General features: G+C 66.0%; 25 protein-coding genes. 15 read left to right on the plus strand and 10 right to left on the minus strand.

Features of this window, described 5'->3' with window-relative positions:
* The first annotated feature begins 28 nt into the window (after positions 1–28).
* From kdsA to ftsB, 4 genes are all read left to right on the plus strand, one after another.
* Positions 29–901 carry a 3-deoxy-8-phosphooctulonate synthase gene (gene kdsA / locus AC1DQR_RS10955; RefSeq protein WP_150983856.1) on the plus strand — a complete coding sequence of 291 codons (873 nt, stop codon included), beginning with the start codon at positions 29–31 and terminating at the stop codon, positions 899–901.
* A 90-nt stretch (positions 902–991) separates the two neighbouring features.
* Complete coding sequence (locus AC1DQR_RS10960; RefSeq protein ID WP_006160203.1) at positions 992–1282, plus strand: DUF1330 domain-containing protein; 291 nt, start codon at positions 992–994, stop codon at positions 1280–1282.
* 97 nt (positions 1283–1379) lie between these two features.
* The gene (gene eno / locus AC1DQR_RS10965; protein WP_150983858.1) at positions 1380–2669 is read left to right on the plus strand and encodes a phosphopyruvate hydratase; all 1290 of its coding nucleotides are present in this window, start codon (positions 1380–1382) and stop codon (positions 2667–2669) included.
* An 82-nt stretch (positions 2670–2751) separates the two neighbouring features.
* On the plus strand, positions 2752–3090 hold the full coding sequence (gene ftsB, locus AC1DQR_RS10970) for a cell division protein FtsB (RefSeq protein ID WP_174422818.1): 339 nt from the start codon (positions 2752–2754) through the stop codon (positions 3088–3090).
* 134 nt (positions 3091–3224) lie between these two features.
* Here ftsB and AC1DQR_RS10975 read toward each other — a convergent pair whose 3' ends face one another.
* The 3 genes from AC1DQR_RS10975 to AC1DQR_RS10985 form a co-directional block, all read right to left on the minus strand.
* Positions 3225–3626: a hypothetical protein gene (locus AC1DQR_RS10975; RefSeq protein ID WP_477133025.1), complete on the minus strand. Its 402-nt coding sequence runs from the start codon at positions 3624–3626 to the stop codon at positions 3225–3227.
* Between the two features lie 126 nt (positions 3627–3752).
* Complete coding sequence (gene hslO, locus AC1DQR_RS10980) at positions 3753–4781, minus strand: Hsp33 family molecular chaperone HslO (RefSeq protein ID WP_477133026.1); 1029 nt, start codon at positions 4779–4781, stop codon at positions 3753–3755.
* Positions 4782–4828: 47 nt separating this feature from the next.
* Positions 4829–5353 carry a gamma carbonic anhydrase family protein gene (locus tag AC1DQR_RS10985; RefSeq protein ID WP_416048089.1) on the minus strand — a complete coding sequence of 175 codons (525 nt, stop codon included), beginning with the start codon at positions 5351–5353 and terminating at the stop codon, positions 4829–4831.
* Positions 5354–5484: 131 nt separating this feature from the next.
* Here AC1DQR_RS10985 and AC1DQR_RS10990 point away from each other — a divergent pair, with 131 nt between their 5' ends.
* Entirely contained in the window at positions 5485–6411 is a 927-nt protein-coding gene (locus AC1DQR_RS10990; protein WP_477133027.1) for a ferritin-like domain-containing protein, read from the plus strand.
* Here AC1DQR_RS10990 and AC1DQR_RS10995 read toward each other — a convergent pair.
* Together AC1DQR_RS10995 and AC1DQR_RS11000 are read right to left on the minus strand one after the other, a co-directional pair.
* A complete protein-coding gene (locus tag AC1DQR_RS10995) occupies positions 6384–6869 on the minus strand; it encodes a hypothetical protein (protein WP_477133028.1) in 486 nt (161 codons plus the stop codon). The two genes, AC1DQR_RS10990 and AC1DQR_RS10995, sit on opposite strands and share 28 nt — an antisense overlap.
* A gap of 426 nt (positions 6870–7295) precedes the next feature.
* The gene (locus tag AC1DQR_RS11000; protein ID WP_416048092.1) at positions 7296–9029 is read right to left on the minus strand and encodes an acetate--CoA ligase; all 1734 of its coding nucleotides are present in this window, start codon (positions 9027–9029) and stop codon (positions 7296–7298) included.
* A gap of 150 nt (positions 9030–9179) precedes the next feature.
* On the opposite strand from AC1DQR_RS11000, the gene AC1DQR_RS11005 reads away from it, so the two are divergent.
* Positions 9180–10073, plus strand: coding sequence for an alpha/beta fold hydrolase (locus AC1DQR_RS11005; protein WP_416048093.1), 894 nt, complete (start codon positions 9180–9182; stop codon positions 10071–10073).
* A gap of 27 nt (positions 10074–10100) precedes the next feature.
* Here AC1DQR_RS11005 and AC1DQR_RS11010 read toward each other — a convergent pair whose 3' ends face one another.
* Entirely contained in the window at positions 10101–11213 is a 1113-nt protein-coding gene (locus tag AC1DQR_RS11010) for an NAD(P)/FAD-dependent oxidoreductase (RefSeq protein ID WP_416048094.1), read from the minus strand.
* Positions 11214–11427: 214 nt separating this feature from the next.
* On the opposite strand from AC1DQR_RS11010, the gene AC1DQR_RS11015 reads away from it, so the two are divergent.
* The 8 genes from AC1DQR_RS11015 (at position 11428) to AC1DQR_RS11050 (ending at position 18793) form a co-directional block, all read left to right on the plus strand.
* A complete protein-coding gene (locus tag AC1DQR_RS11015; RefSeq protein WP_416048095.1) occupies positions 11428–12273 on the plus strand; it encodes a 3',5'-nucleoside bisphosphate phosphatase in 846 nt (281 codons plus the stop codon).
* 141 nt (positions 12274–12414) lie between these two features.
* Positions 12415–13038 (plus strand): L-threonylcarbamoyladenylate synthase, encoded by a 624-nt coding sequence (locus AC1DQR_RS11020; RefSeq protein ID WP_416048096.1) that lies wholly within the window; start codon positions 12415–12417, stop codon positions 13036–13038.
* A 48-nt stretch (positions 13039–13086) separates the two neighbouring features.
* A complete protein-coding gene (locus tag AC1DQR_RS11025; RefSeq protein ID WP_174422809.1) occupies positions 13087–13752 on the plus strand; it encodes a site-2 protease family protein in 666 nt (221 codons plus the stop codon).
* Between the two features lie 88 nt (positions 13753–13840).
* Complete coding sequence (locus tag AC1DQR_RS11030; protein ID WP_416048097.1) at positions 13841–15043, plus strand: tryptophan--tRNA ligase; 1203 nt, start codon at positions 13841–13843, stop codon at positions 15041–15043.
* The gene (locus AC1DQR_RS11035; RefSeq protein WP_416048098.1) at positions 15040–15636 is read left to right on the plus strand and encodes a class I SAM-dependent methyltransferase; all 597 of its coding nucleotides are present in this window, start codon (positions 15040–15042) and stop codon (positions 15634–15636) included. Before AC1DQR_RS11030 ends, AC1DQR_RS11035 begins: the two co-directional genes overlap by 4 nt.
* Before the next feature lie 150 nt (positions 15637–15786).
* Positions 15787–16671 carry a 4-hydroxy-tetrahydrodipicolinate synthase gene (gene dapA / locus AC1DQR_RS11040; RefSeq protein ID WP_416048099.1) on the plus strand — a complete coding sequence of 295 codons (885 nt, stop codon included), beginning with the start codon at positions 15787–15789 and terminating at the stop codon, positions 16669–16671.
* Positions 16672–16716: 45 nt separating this feature from the next.
* On the plus strand, positions 16717–17925 hold the full coding sequence (gene bamC, locus AC1DQR_RS11045) for an outer membrane protein assembly factor BamC (RefSeq protein ID WP_477133029.1): 1209 nt from the start codon (positions 16717–16719) through the stop codon (positions 17923–17925).
* Positions 17926–18004: 79 nt separating this feature from the next.
* The gene (locus AC1DQR_RS11050; protein ID WP_416048101.1) at positions 18005–18793 is read left to right on the plus strand and encodes an MBL fold metallo-hydrolase; all 789 of its coding nucleotides are present in this window, start codon (positions 18005–18007) and stop codon (positions 18791–18793) included.
* Between the two features lie 98 nt (positions 18794–18891).
* Here the strand turns inward: AC1DQR_RS11050 and AC1DQR_RS11055 are convergent, their stop codons facing one another.
* Together AC1DQR_RS11055 and AC1DQR_RS11060 are read right to left on the minus strand one after the other, a co-directional pair.
* The gene (locus AC1DQR_RS11055; protein ID WP_416048102.1) at positions 18892–19134 is read right to left on the minus strand and encodes a hypothetical protein; all 243 of its coding nucleotides are present in this window, start codon (positions 19132–19134) and stop codon (positions 18892–18894) included.
* 199 nt (positions 19135–19333) lie between these two features.
* Complete coding sequence (locus AC1DQR_RS11060; protein ID WP_416048103.1) at positions 19334–20542, minus strand: JmjC domain-containing protein; 1209 nt, start codon at positions 20540–20542, stop codon at positions 19334–19336.
* Positions 20543–20553: 11 nt separating this feature from the next.
* Here AC1DQR_RS11060 and AC1DQR_RS11065 point away from each other — a divergent pair, with 11 nt between their 5' ends.
* Positions 20554–21087: an FKBP-type peptidyl-prolyl cis-trans isomerase gene (locus AC1DQR_RS11065; protein ID WP_043344946.1), complete on the plus strand. Its 534-nt coding sequence runs from the start codon at positions 20554–20556 to the stop codon at positions 21085–21087.
* Between the two features lie 95 nt (positions 21088–21182).
* Here the strand turns inward: AC1DQR_RS11065 and AC1DQR_RS11070 are convergent, their stop codons facing one another.
* Positions 21183–22229 carry a hypothetical protein gene (locus tag AC1DQR_RS11070; RefSeq protein WP_416048104.1) on the minus strand — a complete coding sequence of 349 codons (1047 nt, stop codon included), beginning with the start codon at positions 22227–22229 and terminating at the stop codon, positions 21183–21185.
* Positions 22226–24853 (minus strand): DNA mismatch repair protein MutS, encoded by a 2628-nt coding sequence (gene mutS, locus AC1DQR_RS11075; protein WP_477133048.1) that lies wholly within the window; start codon positions 24851–24853, stop codon positions 22226–22228. The genes AC1DQR_RS11070 and mutS overlap by 4 nt, the downstream gene beginning before the upstream one ends.
* Positions 24854–25257: the final 404 nt, after the last annotated feature.

The following is a 25257-nucleotide window of genomic DNA, read 5'->3' on the forward strand; positions in this document are numbered from 1 at the left end:
CCCCGGCACCGCAAGCAGGAGATTAGCGATGAAACTCTGTGGATTTGACGTCGGTCTGGACCGGCCCTTCTTCCTGATCGCCGGCCCGTGCGTGATCGAGTCCGAGCAGATGGCGCTGGATACGGCCGGTGAGCTCAAGGCGATCACCAGCGAGCTCGGCATTCCCTTTATCTACAAGTCCTCGTTCGACAAGGCCAACCGCTCGTCGGGCCGGACCTTCCGTGGCCTGGGCATGGAGAAGGGTCTCGAGATCCTCGCCACCGTCAAGCGCGAGATCGGCGTGCCGGTGCTGACCGACATCCACGAGATCGACGAGGTCAAGCCGGTGGCGGCCGTGGTCGACGTGCTGCAGACGCCGGCCTTCCTGTGCCGGCAGACCGACTTCATCCGTGCCTGCGCGCAGAGCGGCCGCCCCGTCAATATCAAGAAGGGGCAGTTCCTCGCGCCGCACGACATGAAGAATGTCATCGACAAGGCGCGCGATGCCGCGCGCGAGGCCGGGCTGCCGGAAGACAGCTTCATGGCCTGCGAACGCGGCGTTTCCTTCGGCTACAACAACCTGGTCTCGGACATGCGCTCGCTGGCGATCATGCGCGAGACCGGCGCGCCGGTGGTGTTCGATGCCACCCACTCGGTGCAGCTGCCGGGCGGCCAGGGCACCAGCTCGGGCGGCCAGCGCGAGTTCGTGCCGGTGCTGGCCCGCGCCGCCGTGGCGGTTGGTGTGGCGGGCCTGTTCATGGAAACCCATCCGGATCCGAGCAAGGCCATGTCGGACGGCCCCAACGCCGTGCCGCTGTCGCGCATGAAGGAACTGCTGTCGGTGCTCAAGGACCTGGACACCCTGGTCAAGCGCACCGGCTTCCTGGAAGACAATTTCGGCTGGCCGGCGGCTTGCGCCTGAGCTTGCCGTGCCACCGCGGTCATGGCCGTCATCAGGCGGCCATGATCAGCCAAGTAGAATCAACATCATAAGAACACACGGAGATACGCCATGGCCAGCGGCTATATCATTGCCCACGTCGATGTCACCGATCCCCAGCAGTATGAAGAGTACAAAGTGCTCTCCAGCCATGCCATGAAGGTGCATGGTGCCGAGGTACTGGTGCGCGGCGGCAAGACCGAGAAGCTCGAGGGCGACTGGGCCCCGACGCGCGTGGTCGTGCTGAAGTTTCCCAGCTATGACGCGGCAAAGTCGTTCCACGACAGCGAGGAGTACCGCGCCGCGCGCAAGTCGCGCGAGCATGCCGCGCGCATGAACATGATCGTGGTGGAAGGCGCTTGAGCGTTAGTCGGCTCAGTCAGCTGTAGCCAGCGGTAGTCCAGGGCATGGCGCCCGTGTAGTAAGAAGTCATCAAGCATCAACAGTCCAAGAGGAATCCATGAGTGCAATCGTAGATATCATCGGTCGCGAAGTTCTCGACTCGCGCGGTAACCCGACGGTCGAGTGCGACGTCCTGCTCGAATCCGGCGTGATGGGCCGCGCGGCAGTGCCGTCGGGCGCATCCACCGGCTCGCGCGAAGCCATCGAGCTGCGTGACGGCGACAAGTCGCGCTACCTCGGCAAGGGCGTGCTGAAGGCGGTCGAGCATATCAATACCGAAATCTCCGAAGCCATCATGGGCCTGGACGCTTCCGAGCAAGCCTTCCTGGACCGCACCCTGATCGACCTCGACGGCACCGACAACAAGGCCCGCCTTGGCGCCAACGCCACGCTGGCCGTGTCGATGGCCGTGGCGCGCGCCGCTGCCGAAGAAGCCGGCCTGCCGCTGTACCGCTACTTCGGTGGGTCGGGCGCGATGCAGATGCCGGTGCCGATGATGAACATCGTCAACGGTGGCGCGCACGCCAACAACAGCCTGGACATCCAGGAATTCATGATCATGCCGGTGTCGCAAACGAGCTTCCGTGAAGCCCTGCGTTGCGGCGCTGAGGTGTTCCACGCACTGAAGAAGATCCTGTCCGACAAGGGCATGTCCACGGCGGTTGGCGACGAGGGCGGCTTTGCCCCCAACTTCGCTTCCAACGAAGAGTGCCTGAACACCATCCTGCTGGCCATCGAGAAGGCTGGCTACCGTGCCGGCGAAGACGTGCTGCTGGCGCTGGACTGCGCGGCGACCGAGTTCTATCACGAAGCCGAAGGCCAGTACCACCTGGATGGCGAAGGCCTGAAGCTGACCTCGACCCAGTTCGCCGACTACCTGGCCAACCTGTGCGACAAGTTCCCGATCGTGTCGATCGAGGACGGCATGGGCGAAGGCGACTGGGAGGGCTGGAAGGTGCTGACCGACAAGCTGGGCAAGCGCGTGCAGCTGGTCGGCGACGACCTGTTCGTCACCAACACCAAGATCCTGAAGGAAGGCATTGAAAAGGGCATCGGCAACTCGATCCTGATCAAGATCAACCAGATCGGCACCCTGACCGAAACCTTCGCCGCCATCGAAATGGCCAAGCGCGCTGGCTACACGGCCGTGATCTCGCACCGTTCGGGCGAGACCGAAGACAGCACCATCGCCGATATCGCGGTGGGCACCAACGCCGGCCAGATCAAGACCGGCTCGCTGTCGCGTTCGGACCGTATCTCGAAGTACAACCAGCTGCTGCGCATCGAGGAAGATCTCGGTGATATCGCCAGCTACCCGGGCAAGAGCGCGTTCTACAATCTGCGCTAAGCTCGTGCCATGCGCCGGCCGCGCACAATGCCGCGGCCGGCGCATGACGCAATTTCCTTCTTTTGCTTAAGCGCCAGAATCCATGCGCCTGATCTCGTTGCTGTTGTTTGTGCTGTTGCTCGCCATCCAGTATCCACTATGGCTGGGCAAGGGCGGCTGGCTGCGTGTGTGGGATATGGACAAGCAGGTGCAGGAACAGAGCGCGCACAACCAGGCGCTCAAGCTGCGCAATGCCAAGCTGGAAGGGGAAGTGAAGGACCTGCAGGATGGCACCGGCGCTATTGAGGAGCGTGCCCGCTATGAGCTGGGCATGGTCAAGGATGGCGAGGTGTTCGTGCAGTTCGTGGCACCGGCTCCCAAGGTCAGCGCCACGCCGCCGCTGCCGCCTCCGGCGAACTCCCCGGCATTCAATCGCCACTGAGCTGGCGTCTTTCCCGTTTTTTGTCTCGTAGCATCTGCCGCCGTTGCTCCGCAACGGCATGGATGAAGCATGCTCGCGTCTTTGGTTGCTTGCTGCACCAGTTTCGTCGGCTGCTTACCGCTGCTTACCGCTGCTCACCACCAGTACGGATAGCCACCGTAGCCCCAGCCCCGGTATCCCGGGCTGCTGAATCCGACTCCGCCGCCCCAGTGCCCGCCGCCCCAGCCGCCGTAGTACAGGTTCCAGCTAGGCGTGGGATACGCATAGTAGGTTGCCGCCCGCGCCATGGCTTGCGCCTGTTGCTGGCGGGCAATCGCAGCATCCTGCTCGCGCAGTACCTGGCGGTTCAGCTCGCCGATCTTCTGGATGTCTTCCGCGGTGACGGGCGGCGGCGGCACGCCGTTGGGCGCCAGGCGGGCAGTCGGCGGCGAGCCGTTGAGGTCGCGCGGCAACTGGGCGCAGCCGCCGCAGGCCAGCACGGCGCCAAGCAGCATGGCGCTGATCGTGGCGGACGGGTGAGAGGACAAAGCGGACATGATGACTCCCTGACTCTGGTGGGGCGCTGACGCTTGGACCCTGGCGCAGGGCAGAAAGATTCCTGCCGTTGCGCTTCGCATCATGGCTTGCGCCGTCGCTCGCATCGCCGTCCCGCGCGCTGCCGCTCAGTGCTGCTGGCCCGCACCGTCGCCGGCGCCGGTAGCCACAGGCACCGGCGTGAACAGTTGCGCGCAATCGACCGGGTCGAAATGGTACTGCTGGCCGCAGAAATCGCATTGGATTTCCACTTCGCCGCGTTCTACCAGGATGTCTTCAATCTCCACGCGGCCCAGGTTCTGCAGCATGCCCGCCACCTTGGCGCGCGAGCACGAGCATTGGAAGTGCGGGGTCAGCGGCTCAAACACACGCAGGCCGGTGGCTTCCAGGTCTTCCCAGAACAGGCGGCGCAGCAAGGTGTCCGGCGTCTCGGCCAGCAGTTCGGCGTCCTTCAGCGTGGCGCCGAGCTGGCAGGCACGGTCCCAGGTGTCGAGGTCCTGCGCGCGGGCGGTGTCCGCCAGCGGCGCGCCGGTTTCGCCCACTTGCGCGGGCTCACGCTCGGCGTGGCCTTCCAGCGTGCCGCCGTAGGAGGGCAGCTTTTGCAGCAGCATGCCGGCGGCGACCTTGTCGTCGGCGGCCAGCCATAGCCGCGTGTCGAGCTGCTCGGACGTCTGCATATAGTGCTCGAGCACGGCGGTCATGGACGTCATCGGGCCATGCTTGTCGGCCAGCGGCACGATGCTCTGGTACGGCTGCTGCCCGGGCAGCTTGTCCTGCGGGTCCAGCGTGATGGCGAAGCGGCCGTGGCCGCTAACGTTGACGAGATCCGCCAACGTGGCGTCATCGGCCAGCGTGACGCCTTCGGCCAGCTTGGCCGTTGCTCGCATCGACAGGTCGGACAAGCACTCCACCACCAGCATGCGCACCGGGCCATCGCCGTGCACTTGCATCACCAGCGCGCCGTTGAACTTCAGGTTGGCCGAAAGCAGGGCGGCGGCCGACATCATTTCGCCCAGCAGCCGGCGCACCGGCGTGGGGTAATGGTTGCGGCGCAGCACTTCTTGCCAGGTGGCCTGCATGCGTACCAGCTCGCCGCGCACGGGGGCCGCGTCGAACAGGAATTTCTGCAGGGTGTCAGGGGTGGTGGTGTCAGTCACGATGATCCGTCGGTAAATCGGAGCCGCTGGCGCGGCGCCTTGGTCGCTTAGTCGATGCGTTTGAGTTGTGTCTTGTACATGGCCTGGCGGGTGGCGTAGGTCTCGGCATTGCGATACAGGTTGGCCACGTCCTGTTCGGTGAGCTCTCGCACCACCTTGGCTGGCGCGCCGAGGATCAGCGAGCGGTCCGGGAACACCTTGCCTTCGGTGACCACGGCGCCGGCGCCGACAAGGCACTCCTTGCCGATCACCGCACGGTTCAGGATCACCGCCTGGATGCCGATCAGCGAGCCTTCGCCCACGGTGCAGCCGTGCAGCATGGCCTGGTGGCCGATCGAGACCTTGTCGCCGATGGTCAGCGGGCAGCCGGGGTCGGTGTGCAGCACGGTGCCTTCCTGCACATTGCTGGACTCGCCAACCACGATCGGCTCGTTGTCGCCTCGGATCACCACGCCTGGCCATACGCTGGCACGTGCCTTGAGCATCACGTTACCGATGATGGTGGCCTCCGGCGCCACGTAGGCATCCGGATCGATGGTGGGGGCAACGTCGCCGAGCTGGTAAAGCGCCATGGGGTCTCCTGCACAAGTTCGTATGGGTATATGGGGTTTGCCGCCGGGCTTTAAAGGGTCGTGGGCGGGCCTGCTGGCATAGGGCGCCACCTGCCGGACCCTACAATGGCGGCAAACCGGATTTTACGCTTATGCCAGCAAACCTACCCGATGCCGCGTCTCCTGGCGCCCCTGACCCCGATCGCGCCGCCGCACCTGGCGCTTTATCCGGCGTGGCGGCGCCGTCCTTGCGCCGCCAGGCGCTTGCCATCCTGTGCCTCAGCGACGCGCACGAGAAGGCCGCGGCCACGCGCCGGATGCGGCTGGCGGCCGAGGCCATGGCGCAGGAGGCGGAGGCCCTGGGCATCGGCGAGGCGATCGCGGCCGAACTGCCGCTGCCCGGCCGGCCGCCGCTGCCCGAACTGGTGGCGCCGCAGCGGGTGGAGCGGAGGCGGTCCATCCATACGCCCGCTGGCCGCGCGGCGCTGATCCACGCGCTCGCGCATATCGAGTTCAACGCGATCAACCTGGCGCTGGATGCCATCTGGCGATTCGACGCGATGCCGGTAGCCTTCTACCTGGATTGGCTGCGCGTGGCCGACGAGGAGGCGCTGCATTTCAGCCTGCTCGCGCAGCACCTGGCCACGCTGGATGCGCGCTACGGCGATTTTCCGGCGCACAACAGTCTGTGGGAGATGGCGGACAAGACTGCCGGCGATGTGCTGGCGCGCATGGCGCTGGTGCCGCGCACGCTGGAGGCGCGCGGGCTGGATGCCTCGCCGCCGGTGCGCGCCAAGCTCGCAGCCGCGGGCGATCATGAGGCCGCCGCCATCATCGACATCATCCTGCGCGACGAGGTGGGTCACGTCGCCATCGGCAACCGCTGGTACCGCTGGCTATGCGCCTGCCGTGGCCTGGACCCCGTCGCCACCTACGCCGAGCTGGCCGCGCGCTACCAGGCACCGCGCCTGCGGCCGCCCTTCAACCTGGCAGCGCGCCGCGCGGCGGGTTTCGACGAGGATGAGCTGGCGTGGCTCGAGGGACAGGCCGCTCAGTTGTATTCTGTCACCACGACATAGCCCTGCTTGTTGCCGCCACCAGGGCCTGCCGAGAATTGCACGGGCACGACAAAGGCGCGCGCGGCCGCCAGCTGGACGGCCCGGCCAGGCAGCAGCGGCAGGGAGGCAGACTCCGCGGAATGGGTGCCGTTTGCCGGGCAATTGACCGAGGCGGTCCCGCTCGTGCTGATTTCCGTATTGCAGGGGGGCGCGACGATGGCCCCCCGGAAGTAGATCACGCCATCCGCGGCCCACGCGGATACCGAAAGCAAAGCACTCGCCAGGGCCAACGGCAGCCGGAGCGCGAAGCGGTGGGAGGCGGCGCGGCCGGTGCTTGCAAACGTGCTCATCGTGATCTCCTGTTCGTCATTAACTTGAAGCACATTGGGAAATTTCTGCGTGCTCTTTGGGAACTTTATTTCCCAAGATTGGGAAAAACAATCAAGATAATCCGAGTTTTCCCAACCCTTTTTTTGCACTAATCTGTTAGGTCAGGTTGCGGAATTCGCCGCTATCGACCGTACTGATGCTACTGAGGGGTATAGGAATTACCCTTATTAAAAGGGCGAAAATGGAATGGTTCCGATTGGCATTTATACGAATAATCTTATAAATTTCTCGGAAAAAATGAGCTGGCATGGATGCCCCTTCCTGCGACTGGAACGTGTGGTCTGATCTGCCGAATGGGATGCGCCATGGCGATGCGCTCCGCATGTCCTTGCTAACGTCAGATTCGGCGAAAACTTGACTGCCGGGAGGGCGACGCATATTGATGCGCGCGATCGGTTGTCCGTAGCGCGGCAGGTTGTGCCGGCCGGACGCTGGGAGGCGGGGCTTGGGGGGCGGGTTTGAGTGCCAGGGGCAGGGGCGGGTGCGAGCCTTGCGGCCGCGCCCGCCCGCCAGTGCTACGGGTGCGCTGGCGTGGCGCGCCGGGCTTCGATCTCGCGCAGCACGCGCCGCTGGATCTTGCCGGTGGTGGTCATCGGCAACTGCGCGATGAACTCGATGGCCTTGGGATACTCGTACGGCGCAAGCTGGCCGCGCACATGCTGCTGCAGCTCGGCGACCAGCGCGGCGTCGGCCTGCGCCGAACGCTCGATCGATGGCACCAGCACGATGAACGCCTTGACCACTGCGCCGCGCTCCGGGTCCGGCGAGGGCACCACCGCGCAGTTCGACACGGCGGGATGCTTGAGCAGGCAGTTCTCGATCTCGCTCGGGCCAATGCGGTAGCCGGAGGATTTGAAGACATCGTCGGCGCGCCCCTGGTACCACAGGTAGCCGTCTTCGTCGATGCGCGCCAGGTCGCCCGTGCGGCACCAGCGCAGGCCGTCGTGCTCCAGGTACTTGCCGGCGGTGGCGTCCTCGTTGCGCCAGTAGCCGAGGAAGAACACGGGGTCGGGATGGCCGTGGACGTCGGTGCTGCACACGGCCACCTCGCCGTCCTCGCCCACCGCGCAGGGCCTGCCTTCGTCGTCGACCACGGCGATGCGGTGGCCAGGATAGGGCCTGCCCATCGAGCCCGGGCGCGCCGGCCAACCTGGCTGGCCATCGTTGTTCTGCGCGGTGCAGTTGCCCACGATGTAGTTGATCTCGGTCTGGCCGAACATTTCGTTGACGACCACGCCGAGCGCTTCGCGGCACCAGGCGAACACGGTTTCCCCCACGGCTTCGCCCGCGCTCATCAGCGCGCGCAGGTGCAACTGGTAGTGCTCGCTCGGCGCGGGGCAGGTTTTCATCATCTGCTTGAGCGCGGTGGGAAACAGGAAGGTATTGGTGACGCGATAGCGCGCCATCAGTTCGAAGGCGGTTTGCGCGGAGAACCTGCCCTGGTAGCCCACGATGGTCTTGCCGAAATACAGCGTGGGCATCAGCGCATCCCACAGCCCGCCGGTCCACGCCCAGTCCGCCGGGCTCCAGAACACGTCGTCGGCTTGGGGAAACCAGTTTTGCGAACAGACGAAGCCGGGGAGGTTGCCTATCAGCGCGCGGTGCGGGATCAGGGCGCCCTTGGGCGGGCCGGTGGTGCCACTGGTGTAGATCAGCACCGCCGCCTCGTCGGCCTTGGTCACCACCGCGGTGAACGCCGGCAGCTCGGCGGCCAGCAGCGCATCCCAGTCGTGCTCCGCGCGGCCCACGGCGGCACCGACGCCGATCACCGTGGTCAGTGCCGGGCACTCCGCGCGCGCGGCCAGCACGTTGTCGATTGAGGATTCGTCGGCAATCGCCAGGCACGCCTCGCTGTGCTGGAGGCGGTACGCCAGGGCTTCCGGGCCGAACAGCATCGACAACGGCATGGCGATGGCGCCGAGCTGGTAGATCGCCATATGCGCAATCACCGTCTCGATGCGCTGCGGCATGACGATGCCCACGCGGTCGCCCCGCGCCACACCCAGCGTGCGCAGCGCCCGGGAGAGGCGATCGGCCTCGGCCTGGATGAAGGCGTAGCTGTAGCTGGCGCGGCGCCCGTCTTCGTGCTCGGTGTGGACCGCGATGCGATCCATCGTGGCTGGGTCGCGCGCCCAGCGCCCGCAGCACGCGTCGGCCAGGTTGAAAAACTCGGGCACATGCCAGTGGAATTGCGAATGTAGCGCGGGATAGTCATCGCGCCGGCTGGCTGGCAGGGCGGGTGCGGCCATGCTGGGTCTCCTGGGTTGCGTTCGGGATGCGGGCCGGGCCGGCTTGCCGCTATAATCCGCAAACGAACGATCGTTCTATTTTTAGGCTTCCCCGTTGCCGCGGGTGAAAGCGTCCGCCACGATCAGGGAAAAGGCACCCGGGGAGACACCATGACAATAAGAGAAACCTCGCGCTCGGAATTTATCACGTTGCGCGGCCTCAATATGCACGTGCGCCACTGGGGCGAGCCCGGTGCGCCCATCTTGTTCCTGCTGCATGGCTGGATGGACGTTGCCGCCTCGTTCCAGTTCATGGTGGACGCACTGGAACGCGATTGGCACGTGATCGCCCCCGACTGGCGCGGCTTTGGCCAGACCGACTGGCCTACGCGCTATCCCGGCACCGAGTCCTACTGGTTTCCCGACTATGTCGCCGATCTCGAGGCCGTGCTCGACCACTACCAGCCGGATGCGCCGGTGAACCTGGTGGGGCACAGCATGGGCGCCAACGTGGCCTGCTTCTATGCCGGCATCCGCCCCGAGCGGGTGCGCCGCGTGGTTGACCTGGAGGGGTTTGGCATGACCGGCACGCGCGCCGAGCAAGCACCCGGGCGCTATGCGCGCTGGCTCGACGAGTTGCGCGAGCGCCAGCCGTTGCGCTCCTATGACAGCGTGGGGGCGGTGGCGGCACGGCTGCAGAAGACCAATCCGCGCCTGCCCGATGACCGCGCCGCCTTCCTGGCCGAGCACTGGTCAGCGCGCAATGCGCAAGGCCGCTGGGAGATCCTGGGCGATGCCGCGCACAAGATGGTCAATCCGGTGCTGTACCGGCTCGACGAGGTGATGGCGATCTGGGCGCAGGCCACCGCGCCGGTGCTGCACGTGGAAGCGCGCAATTCGCAAACGCTCAGCCACATTGCAAAGGACCAGCCGCTGGCGGAGTTCAAGCAGCGCTTCAAGGCGTTTCGCGATTTTCGCGAGGCCATTGTCGATGACGCCGGCCATATGCTGCATCACGACCAGCCGCGGGTGGTGGCCGGGCTGGTCGAGTCTTTCTGCGTCTGACGCTGTGGGCCGTGCAGGCTGTTGCGCTCAGGCGTGCGTCAGCTTTTCCTTGAGCGTGGCGTTGTTGCTGGTGTGCACATGGACCAGTGCCTTCTCCGGGAAGGCATAGTGATAGGCGCGCCGCAGGGCCAGGGCTGCCTCGTGGAAGCCCGAGAGGATGAGCTTTTGCTTGTTGGGGTAGAAGGCGATGTCGCCCGCGGCGAAAATGCCGCGGCGGGACGTTTCGTAGGTGGTGGTATCCACCATGATGCGCCCGGCGCGCATGTCGAGGTCCCACTGGGCGATCGGGCCGGGCTCGGAGACGAGGCCGTACAGCGCGACGAGTTCGTCGGCAGGCAGGCTGATCGTGTCTTCCCGGGTACGAATGTCGACCCCGGCCAGGGAGCCACCCTCGGTCTTGAGCGCGCCCAGCATGCCCACCACGAAGTCCATCTCGCCGGCGGCCACGGCCGCGCGCATTTCGGCCACCGTACCGTCGGCCGCGCGAAAGCCTTCCCGGCGGTGCAGCAACGTAACGCGCGCCGCGGTCTTGCGCAGCGCCAGCGCCCAGTCCAGGGCGGAATCTCCGCCGCCGGCCACCACCACGCGCTTGCCGGCGAAGCGCGCGGTGTCGCGCACAGCGTAGTGCAGGTGGTGGTCTTCCAGCGCGGCGGCCTCGGGGAGCGCCACGCGTTGCGGGGCGAAAGCGCCGGCGCCGGCGCAGATCAGCACCGCGGCCACGTCGAAGCGCTTGCCGGTGTCGGTTGTGACCAGCAGGCGGTGCGGGTGCTCATGGCCGGCTGTGCCGTGAGGTTCGGGCGGGACCTCGGCCAGGCCGTTGGCGCGCTCGTTGAAATGCATGGGAAAAGCGAACGGCGCGCATTGCTCGAGCAGGCGGTCGACCAGGTCCTGCGCCAGGCAGCCCGGCACTGCGGGGATGTCGTAGATCGGCTTTTCCGGGTAGAGCTCGGTGCACTGTCCGCCGGCGCGGTCCAGCACGTCGATGAGCTCGCACTTCAGCCCCAGCACACCCGCCTGGAAGGCGGCAAACAGGCCGACCGGGCCGGCGCCGACGATCAGCACATCGGTGCGGATCACGTCGGCCGGGACGGTTGGGGTGCGGGAATCAGGCGTGGCGCAAGCAGGGGTTTGAGTCGGCATGGCTTGGCGTGCGGCGCGCGTGGCGGCGCCCGGCAGGAGGGTCGTCAGGCCCCAACTATACCGCGCGGGGCCGGCCCTGCCGCCTACGCCAGCGTTGGCGGCAGGGCTATCGGCGCGGATGTGTGGGCCAGCCCACGCGGCGCGCATTGGCGCGGGATTAAAGTCGGATTGAAGTTGGATTAACGCGGAATTATCGCGAGAGTAGAATAGACGCATGCAAAATTCACACGCAATCAACGCAGATCTGCATTGCCATTCCACGGTGTCCGACGGCATGTTGTCCCCCGAGGATGTGGCCGCGCGCGCGCATGCTGGCGGCGTGGCGTTCTGGGCGCTGACGGACCATGACGAGGTCAAGGGCCAGGCCAGGGCGCGGGCCGCGGCCGAGGCGCTTGGCATGCGCTACGTGCCCGGGGTGGAGATCTCGGTGACGTGGGCCGGGCAGACCGTGCATATCGTTGGCTTGCAGATCGACCCCGGCAGCCAGGTGCTGGTCAATGGCCTGGCAGCCACGCGCTCCGGGCGGGCCGCCAGGGCGCAGGACATTGGCGAAGCGCTGGCCGCGATCGGCATCGAGGGCGCCTATGAGGGCGCGCTGCGCCATGTCGGCAATCCCGACCTGATCTCCCGCACCCATTTCGCGCGCTGGCTGGTGGAAGAAGGGCGGTGCAAGACCATCAGCGAAGTGTTTGACGACTATCTCGGCGAAGGCTGCCCGGGCTATGTCGGGCACCGCTGGGCCAAACTGGCCGATGCCGTGGGCTGGATCCAGGCGGCCGGCGGCATTCCTGTGATGGCGCACCCGGGCCGCTACAACTACACGCAACTCCAGCACGATGCGCTGTTCGACGAGTTCAAGCAGCTCGGTGGGGCCGCGGTCGAGGTGGTCACCGGCAGCCATACGCCGGAACAGTACCGCCAATATGCCAATGTCGCGCATCACTATGGCCTGCTGGGCTCGCGCGGCTCGGACTTCCATGGGCCGGGCGAGGGACGGATCGAGCTGGGCTCGCTGCCGCCGCTGCCGTCGTCGGTCACCCCGGTCTGGCATGACTGGTAAGCCGCGCCGGCCAACGGCCGCCCCGCGCCCAGCCCTCCCGAACCTGCCATGCGCTCCCTTCGCTTCTCCCCATCGCAGAACTGGCCTGGAATGCGCGCGGCGTTTGCGCCCATCCCGCGGCCGGTCGCCCCAGGCCCGCACATGTCCCAATACTTCGATATCCATCCGCTCAACCCGCAATCCCGCCTGATCAAGCAGGCCGCGCAGATCATCGGGCAGGGCGGGCTGATTGCCTTGCCCACCGACTCCAGCTATGCGCTGGCCTGCCGGCTCGACGACAAAGCCGCGGTAGAGCGGCTGCGCCGCTTGCGCGAGATCGACGACAAGCACCATCTGACCCTGATGTGCAGCGATTTGTCGGAGCTTGGCAACTTCGCGCGGGTGGATAACCGGCAGTACCGCTGGCTCAAGGGCGCCACGCCCGGGCCCTACGTCTTCATCCTCGAGGCCACCAAGGAAGTGCCGCGCCGGCTTTCGCATCCCGCCCGCAAGACCATTGGCGTGCGGGTGCCCGACCATCCCATTCCGCTGGCGCTGCTGGCCGAAGTGGGCGAGCCGCTGATTTCGGCTACTTTGCAGTTGCCGGGCGACGAAGCTCCGCTCAACGAGCCGGAGGTGATCCGCGCCCGGCTGGAAAAACTGCTGGAACTGGTGATCTGCGGCGGCGCCGCGCCCGCGCAGCCGACCACGGTGATCGACCTGACCGCCGGCGAGCCCGAGCTGGTGCGGCAAGGACGCGGCGATATCGAGCGTTTTGGACTGTGATTGCCACCGAACAGTCGCTTTGCCGCAGCCCCGGTACAATAGTGACCCATGGATTCTTCTCTGATTCAGACCCTAGCGGTCTACGCCCTGCCGGTCCTGTTCGCCATCACGCTGCATGAGGCCGCGCACGGCTACGTGGCCAAGCTGTTTGGCGACAACACCGCCTACTCGATGGGCCGCGTCAGCCTTAACCCGGCGCGCCATATCGATCCCATCGGCACCATCGCGGTGCCGCTGCTGCTCTATTTCATGACCAGCGGGCAGTTTGTCTTCGGCTACGCCAAGCCGGTGCCGGTCGCCTTCGACCACCTGCGCAATCCGCGCTGGCATGGCATGTGGGTGGCGCTGGCGGGCCCGGGCAGCAATGTGCTGCAGGCCTTCCTGTGGGCGCTGGTGGCGGTAGGCCTGGTGGTGGCCAGGGTGCAGGAGCCGTTCTTCACCCAGATGGCGCAGGCCGGCGTGCTGGTCAACCTGGTGATGGCTGCGTTCAACCTGTTCCCCGTGCCGCCGCTCGACGGCGGCCGCGTCCTGACCGCGTTGTTGCCGCAGCGGATCGCGCATGCGGTGTCGCGCATCGAGCCCTATGGCATCTTCGTGGTGCTGGCGCTGGTGGCGGCTGGCGTGATCACCAAAGTGTGGATGCAGCCGGTGATGGGGGCGCTCAGGAGCCTGGTGTTGCTGATGCTGCAACCCATCCTGGCGCTGGTGCAGTAAGCCGCGCCGCGGCGCCGGCGCCCATGCCGGCGCAGACCCCGACCACGCGTACCCGTACCTGCACCGATTCCCACAAATACAGATAGACATGTTTCCCGATCGCGTTCTTTCCGGCATGCGGCCTACCGGCGCGCTGCACCTGGGCCACTATCACGGCGTACTCAAGAACTGGGTCCAGCTCCAGGCCGAATATCCCTGTTTCTTCTTCGTGGCAGACTGGCACGCGCTCACCACGCACTATGAATCGCCGGAGGTGATCGGCGAATCCGTGTGGGAGATGCTGATCGACTGGCTCGCCGCCGGCGTCGATCCCGAGCGCGCCACGCTGTTCATCCAGAGTCGCGTGCCCGAGCATGCCGAGCTGTTCCTGCTGCTGTCGATGGGCACGCCGCTGGGCTGGCTGGAGCGGGTGCCGACCTACAAGGACCAGATCGAGAAGCTCAAGGACAAGGATCTCTCCACCTACGGCTTTCTCGGCTATCCGCTGCTGCAGGCCGCCGACATCCTGATCTACCGCGCTGGCCGTGTGCCGGTGGGCGAGGACCAGGTGCCGCATGTGGAGATCACGCGCGAGATAGCGCGCCGCTTCAACTATCTGTACGGGCGCCAGCCGGACTTCGAGGCGCAGGCGCAGGAAGCCGCCAAAAAGCTGGGCGGCAAACGCACCAAGGCTTATCTGGAGCTGCGCCGCGCCTATCAGGAGCAGGGCAAGGCAGAGGCGCTCGAGGAGGGCGGCGCGCTGGTGGCGCAGTCGCAGAGCCTGGCCGCCGAAGACCGCGAATTGCTGCTGGGCTACCTGGGCGGCGCGCGCAAGACCATCCTGGTCGAGCCGCAGGCGCTGCTGACCGCGGCATCGCGCATGCCCGGGCTGGACGGCCAGAAGATGTCGAAGTCCTATGGCAACACCATCCGCATGCGCGAGGACAAGGCGTCGGTGGAGAAGAAGGTACGTACCATGCCGACCGATCCGGCACGCGTGCGCCGCACCGATGCCGGCGACCCGGCGCGTTGCCCGGTGTGGCAACTGCACCAGGTCTATACGGACACGCCCACCCGCGAGTGGGTCGAGAAGGGCTGCCGCAGCGCTGGCATCGGCTGCATCGAATGCAAACAGCCGGTGATCGAGGGCATCCTGCGCGAACAGCAGCCCATGCTGGAGCGGGCGCAAAAATACATGGACGATCCCGCGCTGCTGCGTGCCATTGTCGACCACGGCTGCGACCAGGCCAGCCAGGTGGCGCGCGAGACGATGCGCGATGTGCGCGCCGCCATGGGCCTGGGGTACCGGTGAGCACGGCGGCGGGCATCCCCCACGCGCCGCTGGGCGCACCGTCGCCGTGGGTGGCGCGCTGGGCGCATCTGGTGCGCCCGGGCGGCCGCGTGCTCGACCTGGCCTGCGGTAATGGCCGGCACGCCACCTGGTTCGCGCGCCGCGGCCATGCGGTGCTGGGCGTCGATCGCGATGCGGCGGCATTGGCCGCGCTGGCGGCTTTGCCCGAAGGCGTCGCCACGCGCGCGGCCGACCTGGAGCAGGGCACGTGGCCGCTGGCGGATGAGCCGGGCTTCGACGCGATCGTGGTCACCAACTACCTGCACAGGCCGCTTTGGGCGCATTTGTTCGCTGCGCTGGCGCCGGGTGGCGTGTTTCTTTACGAAACCTTCGCGGCTGGTAACGAGACCGTGGGCAAGCCTTCGAACCCGGATTTCCTGTTGCAGCCGGGCGAGTTGCTGGATGCCGTGCACGGCATCTTGCGGGTGATTGCTTACGAAGATGGTGTGTTGGAAGTGCCTAAAACTGCCTTTGTGCAGCGTATTTGCGCGATTCGCGAAGATATAGGCAAAACGGGCGGCGGAGCGCCGCCGCGGTATCCTTTGCCGGGCTGAAGTGCGGCCCCGGTTATTTGCGGGCCCGGTCGGCGAGACCTGGGCTTCACGCGTTGAACTGCCTTGGGTTTCCCCCGGTCGAAGGTGCGGTCGGAAGGCCTTGGGTATCCGGTACAATCGCGGTATTCGTTTCTCGAATTCTCAAACGTTATGACACAGATTAACGGCAGCATCGTCGCAATCGTGACGCCGATGCAGGAAGATGGCAGCCTGGATTTCCCCGCGCTGCGCGCCCTGGTCGACTGGCACGTGGCCGAGGGCACCGATGGCATCGTGATCGTCGGCACCACCGGCGAGTCGCCCACGGTGAACGTGGATGAGCATTGCGAGCTGATCCGCGTCGCCGTGGAGCAGGCCGACAAGCGCATCCCGATCATCGCCGGCACCGGCGGCAACTCGACCAAGGAAGCGATCGAGCTGACCGCGTTTGCCAAGCAGGTCGGCGCCGATGCGTCGCTGCAGGTGGTGCCCTACTACAACAAGCCCACCCAGGAAGGCATGTATCGCCATTTCCGCACGATCGCGGAAGCGGTGGAACTGCCTGTCGTGCTGTACAACGTGCCGGGCCGTACTGTGGCCGACATGCAGCACGACACCATCCTGCGTCTGGCGCAGGTGCCGGGCATCATCGGCGTCAAGGAAGCGACCGGCAATATCGACCGTGCCGCGCAACTGATCAAGGATGCGCCGCAGGGCTTCTCCATCTACAGCGGCGACGATCCCACGGCGATTGCCCTGATGCTGCTGGGCGGCCATGGCAATATCTCCGTCACGGCCAACGTGGCGCCGCGCAAGATGCACGAATTGTGCGTGGCTGCCCTGAAGGGCGACGCGATTACCGCGCGTCGCATCCATATGGAACTGGTTGCGCTAAACAAGGCGATGTTCGTCGAGGCCAACCCGATTCCCGTCAAGTGGGCGCTCCAGCAATTGGGCAGAATGCAGGGTGGCATCCGCCTCCCGCTTACTCCGCTGTCACCGGAATACCACGATGTGGTGCGCAAGGCGCTGTCGGCGGCCGGCCTGCTCGGCTGATCGCACGGTGTTTTGCCGTCATCCCTCAACTAGGATTGCGTGTCAATGAAACTCAAGCTTAACCGCCACGGTGCAACGCAAGTTGGCCGTGCCGCCCTGGTCTTGCCCGTGCTAGTGGCAAGCGCGATGTCCGGTTGCAGCAGCATCAACGACGCGATGGCGCCCGACAAGATCGACTACAAGTCCGCCGCCAAGCGCACCTCCACGCTGGACGTGCCGCCGGACCTGACCAAGATCGAAGGCGACCGCCGCTACTCCGTGCCGGATCAGAACGGCACGTCCACCTTGTCGACCTACAACCAGTCGAACAAGGTCGTGCAGCAGCAGGTGGGCACCGAGAACGTGCTGCCCTCCACGCAAGGCATCCGCATGGAGCGCGACGGCAACCAGCGCTGGCTGGTGATCAGCAACGGCATGCCGGCGGACAAGCTGTGGCAGTCGATGCGTGAATTCTGGCAGGAGAGCGGTTTCCTGCTGGTGCAGGACTCGCCAGAGACCGGCATCATGGAAACCGACTGGGCCGAGAACCGCGCCAAGATCCCGCAGGATTTCATCCGCAACACGATCGGCAAGGTCTTCGACGGGCTGTACTCGACATCCGAGCGCGACAAGTTCCGCACGCGCGTGGAGCGCTCGCAGAACGGCAACCTGGAAGTCTTCATCAGCCACCGTGGCGCGCAGGAGCAACTGACCGGCATCGACAAGTCGACCACGACCTGGACGCCGCGCCCCTCCGATCCTGAGCTGGAGGCTGAATTCCTTTCGCGCTTCGCGCAGCGCCTGGGCGTGCAGAAGGAGCAGGCCGACCGCATGGCCAAGAATCCCGCTTCGCCGGCAGCCGCCGCTGCGGGTGCCACTGCCGCAAAGGGTGCAGCGCCTAGCGCCAACGCCAGCCTGACCCAGGTCAATGGCAGCCAGGCACTGCAGTTGTCCGAGCCGTTCGACCGTGCCTGGCGCTCGGTCGGCTTGGCGCTGGACCGCGTGAACTTCACGGTGGAAGACCGGGACCGCGCGCAAGGCCTGTACTACGTGCGCTATGTCGACCCGCGCGACACCGTGGACAATCGCGGTTTCTTCTCCAAGTTGTTCACCAAGACCGGCACCGAGGACAGCAAGAAGGCGAAGAAGTATCGCGTCGCACTGAAGGGTGATGGCACCGGCACGACCGTGACGGTGCAGAACGATGCGGGCCAGCCGGAAGGCACCGAAGTCGGCAAACGCATTCTTTCGCTGCTCGACGAGCAACTGCGCTGACCGGCATGCGGGTCACGCAAACCACCCCGCGGCGCCCGGCCGCGAGGTGGCTCGCCGGGCTGCAAGGGGAGGCGGGCGCATGATGCGCTTTGCCTTTCTCGGTAGCGGCAGCGAGGGCAATTCCCTGTTGATCGAGTCGCAAGAGGGCACCACCACGACCAGGGTGTTGCTCGATTGCGGCTTTGGCATTCGCGAAACCGCGCGGCGGCTGGAGCGGCTCGGCATCACGCCGGATCAGCTCGATGCCGTGCTGGTTACCCACGAGCACGGCGATCATGTCGGCTCGGCCTACGCCTTTGCTTCCCGTCACGACCTGCCGGTACATACCAGCCACGGCACCTGGCTTGCCACCTCGCACATGCGCGGGGCGGACAAGGCCGACGTGCGCGTGTGTGGTGCCGACCATCCGTTGGTGATCGGCAATCTCCACATCCTCCCATACACCGTGCCGCACGATGCGCGTGAGCCGTTGCAGTTCGTGCTAAGTGACGGCGACGCCCGCCTGGGCGTGCTGACCGATGCCGGCATGGAGACGCCTTACGTCACCGCGCGGCTGGCGGGGGTGCATGCCCTGGTGCTGGAATGTAACCACGATCGGGAGATGCTGCGCAATTCCGCCTACCCGTATTCGTTGAAGCAGCGTATTGGCGGCGATTTTGGCCACCTTGCCAATGAAGTGGCGGCCGGCATCCTGGAGCGAGTGGCGCATGCGGGGCTGCAGCGCGTGGTGGCCGCGCACCTGAGCCAACAGAACAATACCCGGGAGCTGGCCACCCAGGCACTGGCCACGGTGCTGGGCGTGTCGTCTGACGAAATCCTGGTGGCGGACCAGCACGAAGGACTGGGGTGGCAGCCCGTCAGGGCCTGAGGCGGGGCGGGCAATATGCCGGCGAAGCCTGCAGGCGCAAAAGCGACAGACGTAAAAAAGCCGACCCGAAGGTCGGCTTTTTTATCGGTCGAGACCGATTACTGCTTAGCAGCAGCAGCGGATGCGTCAGCAGCCGCGCCGGAAGCTTCAGCAGCCGAGGTCGCTGCGCTCGATGCAGCAGCCGTTGCTTCAGCAGCAGCAGCCGATGCTTCGGCAGCAGCCGGAGCAGCAGCAGCCGGAGCCGAAGCTTCCGGTGCCGGAGCAGCGGCTTCTTCTTTCTTGCCGCAAGCGGCGAGAGCAACGGCGGCGAGCAGCGATGCGATCAGGAGAGACTTCTTCATTGTTCGTCCTTTAACTTTAATAACAGAAAAACAGGCGATGAATAATTACCGGTAATTATCGCTCTTGAACTGCAAAATAGAGGCTCTCCCGGGTGCCGACAAATGCAGTGGTACACAGTACTAGCCAGCCGGTGATTATATCCGCGTTTTCCCGGCTTGTGTAGCGCTGTCTTTTCCTGTTTTTCGTTGTTACGGATTATTACAGCGAAGCGGGTCCGAATTGCAGCCAGCCCTCAAGCGCCCAGTGATGGAAAGTTTCCATCAGATCCGGCAGATCCGCGCAGGCAGCCACTTCCGCGGCGCTCAGGCAGCGCTGGTCCGCCAGCAGGCGCAGCCAGCGCGCCAGCGCCGAGGGCGGCTCGTAGGCTTCGCCATTGATAAAGAAATGGGTGCGGTCATACAACGCAATCGATCCCGGCGCAAGCACGACGCCGTGCGACAGGGCGAGTTTGTTGTATTTCTTCAGCGTGATTTCGGATATTTCCGCAAACTCCACGCTTGGCTTGGGCTCGGAGAGATGTGCGCCCAGAAACTCCGAGACCATGCTACCCGACCAACGGAGGGCGCTCAGTTTCTCGGTCACCGCGCGCACCATCTGGGCCGGCAGTTGGGCCGGGTGTGCCGTTGCCGGCTCACCGGCATCCGCGTAGCGCCCGCTCAAATCCTCGTTGTCCTCGACCGTTTCCGAGAGCCAGGCCAGGAAGTGGCCCGCCAGCTCACGGTAGGCCGGTGCCCGAAAGCCGATCGAATATGTCATGCACTCGCCGTCGGCCACGCCGTCATGGGCGTACTGAGGTGGCAGGTAGAGCATATCGCCCGGCTCCAGCACCCATTCTTCTTCGGACGTGAAGTCCGCCAGGATCTTGAGCGGCAGGTCAGGGACCAGGTCGAGCTTGGTCTGGGACGAGATGCGCCAGCGGCGCCGGCCCGATACTTGCAACAGAAAAACGTCGTAGGAATCGAAGTGCGGGCCCACGCCGCCGCCGTCGGTGGCGTAGCTGACCATCAGGTCGTCCAGGCGCGCATCCGGGACGAAACGGAATTGCCCCAGCAAGTCCGCGGCTGCACTATCGTGGAGGTTAACGCCTTGCACCAGCAGCGACCATTGACGGGCTTTCAGCGAGGGCAGGTTATCGGCGGCGAAGGGACCTTGTTCGAGCTTCCAGCGGTTGCGAAAGTGCGACACCAGGCGCGACTCGACGTCGTCACGGTCGGCCAGTTGGAAAAGCGACTCGCGCGATACCGGCGGCACGATTCCCGGTACGGCTTGTCGAACCAGCAGGGGTTTGCGGTGCCAGATATCGCGCATGAAAGCAGCTGGCGTCATGCCACCCAGGAGGGTGAGCGGCGCGTCAGGATCGACGGGGCCGGGGGGCAAGGCCTGCGCGTATAATGCGGAATCGTTCATGGAGTCAAGAATTGAAAATCGCTAAGAACACGGTGGTATCCGTGGTGTACAAGCTGTCGGATGCGCAGGGCAATCTGATCGAGGAGTCGGATGAGCCGATGGTTTACTTGCACGGCGGATATGATGGCACGTTCCCCAAGATCGAGGAAGCGCTCGAAGGCCATGAAGCCGGCTTTGAGACCCAGTTGCAGCTTGAGCCCGAGGAAGCCTTCGGCGATTACGACGCCGATATGGTCAAGGTAGAGCCGCGCGACCGTTTCCCCGAGCCGCTGGAAGTCGGCATGCAGTTCGAAGGCGTGCCCGAAGACGGCGACGACGAAGACTCGATCATCTACACCGTGACCGATGTGGCCGAAGACAAGGTGGTGCTGGATGGCAACCACCCGCTGGCCGGCATGGCGCTGCGTTTCTGGCTGCAGGTAGCGGAAGTTCGCGAAGCCACGGGCGACGAAGTACAGCACGGCCACGCGCATGGCGCCTCGGGCATCGAAGTCGTGGACGAAGATGAGGACGACGAAGGCGACAGCAGCCGCACGCTGCACTGAGTGCGCCACGCGCGCGCGCCCTCGCGGAAGGTCCCACGAATAAAGCCGGCATCGCCGGCTTTTTCTTTGTGCTTGCGGGGTTGGACCGGAGCCATTTATTCCGCCTCGGGGGCATCCTTGAGTGTGACCTCAAACAGCGATGGCGACCCCTGCGTGATCACCAGTTCGGTGTACTGGCCGGGCGCACCGCTTGGCAACACCACGCGGGAGACGTTGCGCAGCGTCTTGCCGCTGGCATCTTTCAGTGGCGTGTCGATGCCGAAGCCGCCCAGGCCGGTATGCACCAGCAGGACCTGGCCCCGATAGCGCCCGGCCAGCTCGCGCAACTGGCGCTTGAACTCCAGGAAGCCATCGCGCGTGCGCCGGCGCAGGAAACCGTCGAACAGGGAGGGCTTGCCACGCTGCTCCCAGCCGTTGCCGAACTGCGGGTCGGCATGCATGAGCAGCACGATGCCGGGCAGGTTCTGCTGCTGCGCCAGCGAGAACGCGCGCGCCAGCCATTGGCGGTTGGCTTCGCGGCGATCCTCGAACTCGCCGTTGCGCCCGCCTTCCGAGCGATAGTGATTGTTGTCGCCCGGCAGGTTCAACCCTACCAGCATGACGCGCCCGGCGTGCCAGCGCACGTTTTCCCGATAGCTGCGAAAGGTAGCCTGTTCGGATTGCCGCATCAGCGGCAGCACCCGTTGGCCCAGCGTGGTATCGGCCGGATAGAACAGCTCGCGCAGGCGGTTCAGCCGCTCCACCGCATCGAAGCGCCCGTTGGCGGCGCGAGCGCATTCCGCCCAGTCGGTTTCGCCGGGCAGGTAGACGAGCGGCAGCGGCGACTGGTCGAGTAGCCGCTGGCGAGCGGAAAGCAGGGTGTCGCCGCAGGATTCGGTATCGCCCTTGATGCCGCCCAGATGGACGACAAACTCCAGCCGGCGCGCGGCCAGGAAATCGAGCAGGCGGGCGGTGCCCGCTTCGGCGGCCGGCCACTGCGGCTGGTCGGCGATCAGGGCCACGCGTATCGTTTCGGCGGCCGGAACCGGAACCGGAGCCCGGGAGCGGTTCGCCGCCTGACCCGGCAGCGCCAGCAACATGCCAAGCATGGCCAGTCCGGCCCGGCGCAGCCAGCGCTGGCGCACGATTCCGGTTGGCGTCATGCGGTGGCTACGGCATCCTTGGCGAGCGCGCGCAGCCGATAGAGCGCGTCGAGCGCATCGCGCGGCGTCAGGCTGTCCGGGTCGAGCTCGGCCACCGCGTCTAGCAAGGCGGCTTGCTGCACGGAAATCGCGTTGACGGGCTGGCCATTGCCTTCGCTTTGTTCCAGGTAGTCGTCGTCATCGTCCGGGGGCGAAGGCGGCGCGGCGAACAGGTCCAGCTGCGGCGTGGGCGTGGCGTCTGCCGACTGTTGCTCCAGCCACGCCAGGTGCTTGCGCGCGGCGCGGATCACCGGCTGCGGCACGCCCGCCAGCTGCGCCACCTGCAGGCCGTAGCTCTGGCTGGCGGGGCCGTCCTGCACCGCATGCAGGAAGACGATGCCGTCGCCATGCTCGACCGCGGACAGGTGGACATTGGCCGCCTGCGTGAACTCCTGCGGCAGTTGCGTCAGCTCGAAGTAATGGGTGGCAAACAGCGTATGGCTGCGGTTATGCGCCAGCAGGTGCCGCGCGATCGCCCACGCCAGCGCGAGGCCGTCGAAGGTCGACGTGCCACGGCCGATCTCGTCCATCAGCACCAGGCTGGCAGGCGTGGCGTTGTGCAGGATGCTGGCGGCCTCGGTCATTTCCACCATGAAGGTGGAGCGCCCGCCCGCGAGGTCGTCGGCCGCGCCGATGCGGGTGAAGATGCGATCGATCGGGCCGATCACCGCGCGCCGAGCCGGTACATAGGCGCCCACGCAAGCCAGCAGCACGATCAGCGCGGTCTGGCGCATGAAGGTCGATTTACCGCCCATGTTCGGGCCGGTGATCAGCAGCAGCTTGCGCGCTTCCGTCAACTGGCAATCATTGGCGATGAACGGCACGGATTCCGCGGCGAGCTGGCCCTCCACGACCGGATGGCGGCCCTGGGTCAGGTCGATCACGTTCTCCGCGACGCGCTCGGGCTGGGTCCAGTCCAGCGTCTGCGCGCGCTCGGCCAGCGCCGCGAGGACGTCCAGGCGCGCCAACGCGCCGGCGACCCGCTGCAACTCGCCGATATGCGGCAGCAACTGCTGGAGCAATGCCTCGTACAGTTGCTTCTCGCGCACCAGCGCGCGGTCTTGCGCGGACAGGGCCTTGTCCTCGAAGACCTTGAGCTCGGGCGTGATGTAGCGCTCGGCGTTCTTCAGCGTCTGGCGGCGGCGGTAGTCGTCGGGGACCTTGTCGGCCTGGCCGTTGGTCACCTCGATATAGAAGCCATGCACGCGGTTATATTCCACGCGCAGGTTGGCGATGCCGGTGCGGGTGCGCTCGCGGGCTTCCAGGTCGACCAAAAACTGGCCGCAGTTCTCCGAGATATCGCGCAGCTCATCGAGCGTGGCATCGTAGCCACGGGCGATCACGCCGCCGTCGCGGATCACGGTGGCCGGCTCCGGCGCCACCGCGCTTGCCAGCAGGGCATGGCATTCCCAGGGGACCGCCAGTTCCGTCAGCGTCTGGTTGAGCAACGGCGCGGCATCGTCAGCGCGCAGGCAGGCCTGCACGTCGGGCAGGGCGGTCAGCGTGTCGCGCAGCGAGGACAGGTCGCGTGGGCGCGCATTCATCAGGGCCAGGCGTGCGGTAATGCGTTCCACGTCGGACAGCCGGCGCAGCGCCGCGCGCAGCGCATCGGTGCCCTGGCCGATCAGCGCGCCGATGGCCTGCTGGCGCGCCTGCGGGATGGCGCTGTCGCGCAGCGGATGGTGCAGCCAGTGGCGCAGCAGGCGGCTGCCCATGGCGGTGGCGCAGGTGTCCAGCAGCGAGAACAGCGTCGGCGACTCGCCGCCGCGCAGGGTCTCGGTCAGTTCCAGGTTGCGCCGCGTGGCGGTGTCCAGGCCAACGAATTCGGATTCGCGCTCGACCGTCACGCCCTTCACATGGCGCAGCGACTGCCCCTGGGTGGAAGCCGCGTAGTTCAGCAGCGCGCCGGCTGCGCCAAGCGCCGCGCCCAGCCCGGCACAGCCGAACGGATCGAGGCTGGCCACGCCGAGCTGCTCGCGCAGGCGGCGGGTGCCGGCTTCCTGGTCGAAATGCCATTCCGGCAGCCGGGTGCGTGCGCACTCCAGCGCAGGCAGCTCGATGCCGTCGGCATACAGCAGCTCCGCCGGGCGGATCCGCTCCAGTTCGCGGCCGAGCTGCACCACCTCGCACTCCATCAGGCGCAGCTCGCCGCTAGCCAGGTTGAGCCATGCCAGCCCGGTCTTGCTCACGCCGCGGCGCGTGGTTTGCTGGTGCACCGCCATCAGGTAGGTATCGACCTTGTCCGGCAGCAGTGCCGCGTCGGTCAGCGTGCCCGGCGTGACGATGCGTACCACCTTGCGCTCCACCGGCCCCTTGCTGGTGGCCGGGTCGCCGATCTGCTCGCAGATCGCCACCGATTCACCCAGCTTGACCAGCCGCGCGAGGTATTGGTCCACCGAATGGAAGGGGATCCCGGCCATGCGGATTGGCACGCCGTTGGAGCTGCCACGCGACGTGAGGGTGATGTCGAGCAGGCGCGAAGCCTTTTCGGCATCGTCGTGGAACAGCTCGTAGAAGTCGCCCATCCGGTAGAACAGCAAGGTGTCCGGATGGTCGGCTTTCAGGCCGAGGTACTGCGCCATCATGGGCGTGTGCTTTTCCGCGCTGCCGGCCTTGGGCTCGGTCTTGGCGGACTGTCGGGGTTCTACGGACATGCAATCCTCTCGGGCGGCTCTGGCGAAGCCGCCTGTTTTCGGGTACTCCGGCGGCCCGCGGGCCTGGCGCGGCGTGCGCGGCAGGCGCCGTGGATGGGCTGGCGCGGATAAAACCGGCATTTTACTGCGAGCCGGGCACCGAAGGGGGCAGAAGGGTGCAGGAAGGGTGGATGGCGGGGGAAGGGCCGGGCAGGCCGCCAAGGCAGTTTTTCGGCTTTTGCCCCGTTGCGGGCCGTGCTGTGCTCCGGTGTCGACATTGCCGCCATGCGCCGCGCAGCAGCCCGTTCGACCGTGACGGACGTTTACAAAAAGAATGCGCGGCCATCCATCTCTTT

This window comes from Cupriavidus sp. 05L411 (genome assembly GCF_056398045.1).

What these genes read in the sequence shown, in the direction of transcription:
- kdsA (WP_150983856.1), top strand. Translation starts at nt 29, where the DNA reads ATGAAACTCTGTGGATTTGACGTCGGTCTGGACCGGCCCTTCTTCCTG.
- AC1DQR_RS10960 (WP_006160203.1), top strand. Translation starts at nt 992, where the DNA reads ATGGCCAGCGGCTATATCATTGCCCACGTCGATGTCACCGATCCCCAG.
- eno (WP_150983858.1), top strand. Translation starts at nt 1,380, where the DNA reads ATGAGTGCAATCGTAGATATCATCGGTCGCGAAGTTCTCGACTCGCGC.
- ftsB (WP_174422818.1), top strand. Translation starts at nt 2,752, where the DNA reads ATGCGCCTGATCTCGTTGCTGTTGTTTGTGCTGTTGCTCGCCATCCAG.
- AC1DQR_RS10975 (WP_477133025.1), bottom strand. Translation starts at nt 3,626, where the DNA reads ATGTCCGCTTTGTCCTCTCACCCGTCCGCCACGATCAGCGCCATGCTG.
- AC1DQR_RS10985 (WP_416048089.1), bottom strand. Translation starts at nt 5,353, where the DNA reads ATGGCGCTTTACCAGCTCGGCGACGTTGCCCCCACCATCGATCCGGAT.
- AC1DQR_RS10990 (WP_477133027.1), top strand. Translation starts at nt 5,485, where the DNA reads ATGCCAGCAAACCTACCCGATGCCGCGTCTCCTGGCGCCCCTGACCCC.
- AC1DQR_RS11000 (WP_416048092.1), bottom strand. Translation starts at nt 9,029, where the DNA reads ATGGCCGCACCCGCCCTGCCAGCCAGCCGGCGCGATGACTATCCCGCG.
- AC1DQR_RS11005 (WP_416048093.1), top strand. Translation starts at nt 9,180, where the DNA reads ATGACAATAAGAGAAACCTCGCGCTCGGAATTTATCACGTTGCGCGGC.
- AC1DQR_RS11010 (WP_416048094.1), bottom strand. Translation starts at nt 11,213, where the DNA reads ATGCCGACTCAAACCCCTGCTTGCGCCACGCCTGATTCCCGCACCCCA.
- AC1DQR_RS11015 (WP_416048095.1), top strand. Translation starts at nt 11,428, where the DNA reads ATGCAAAATTCACACGCAATCAACGCAGATCTGCATTGCCATTCCACG.
- AC1DQR_RS11020 (WP_416048096.1), top strand. Translation starts at nt 12,415, where the DNA reads ATGTCCCAATACTTCGATATCCATCCGCTCAACCCGCAATCCCGCCTG.
- AC1DQR_RS11025 (WP_174422809.1), top strand. Translation starts at nt 13,087, where the DNA reads ATGGATTCTTCTCTGATTCAGACCCTAGCGGTCTACGCCCTGCCGGTC.
- AC1DQR_RS11030 (WP_416048097.1), top strand. Translation starts at nt 13,841, where the DNA reads ATGTTTCCCGATCGCGTTCTTTCCGGCATGCGGCCTACCGGCGCGCTG.
- dapA (WP_416048099.1), top strand. Translation starts at nt 15,787, where the DNA reads ATGACACAGATTAACGGCAGCATCGTCGCAATCGTGACGCCGATGCAG.
- bamC (WP_477133029.1), top strand. Translation starts at nt 16,717, where the DNA reads ATGAAACTCAAGCTTAACCGCCACGGTGCAACGCAAGTTGGCCGTGCC.
- AC1DQR_RS11050 (WP_416048101.1), top strand. Translation starts at nt 18,005, where the DNA reads ATGATGCGCTTTGCCTTTCTCGGTAGCGGCAGCGAGGGCAATTCCCTG.
- AC1DQR_RS11055 (WP_416048102.1), bottom strand. Translation starts at nt 19,134, where the DNA reads ATGAAGAAGTCTCTCCTGATCGCATCGCTGCTCGCCGCCGTTGCTCTC.
- AC1DQR_RS11060 (WP_416048103.1), bottom strand. Translation starts at nt 20,542, where the DNA reads ATGAACGATTCCGCATTATACGCGCAGGCCTTGCCCCCCGGCCCCGTC.
- AC1DQR_RS11070 (WP_416048104.1), bottom strand. Translation starts at nt 22,229, where the DNA reads ATGACGCCAACCGGAATCGTGCGCCAGCGCTGGCTGCGCCGGGCCGGA.
- mutS (WP_477133048.1), bottom strand. Translation starts at nt 24,853, where the DNA reads ATGATGGCGCAGTACCTCGGCCTGAAAGCCGACCATCCGGACACCTTG.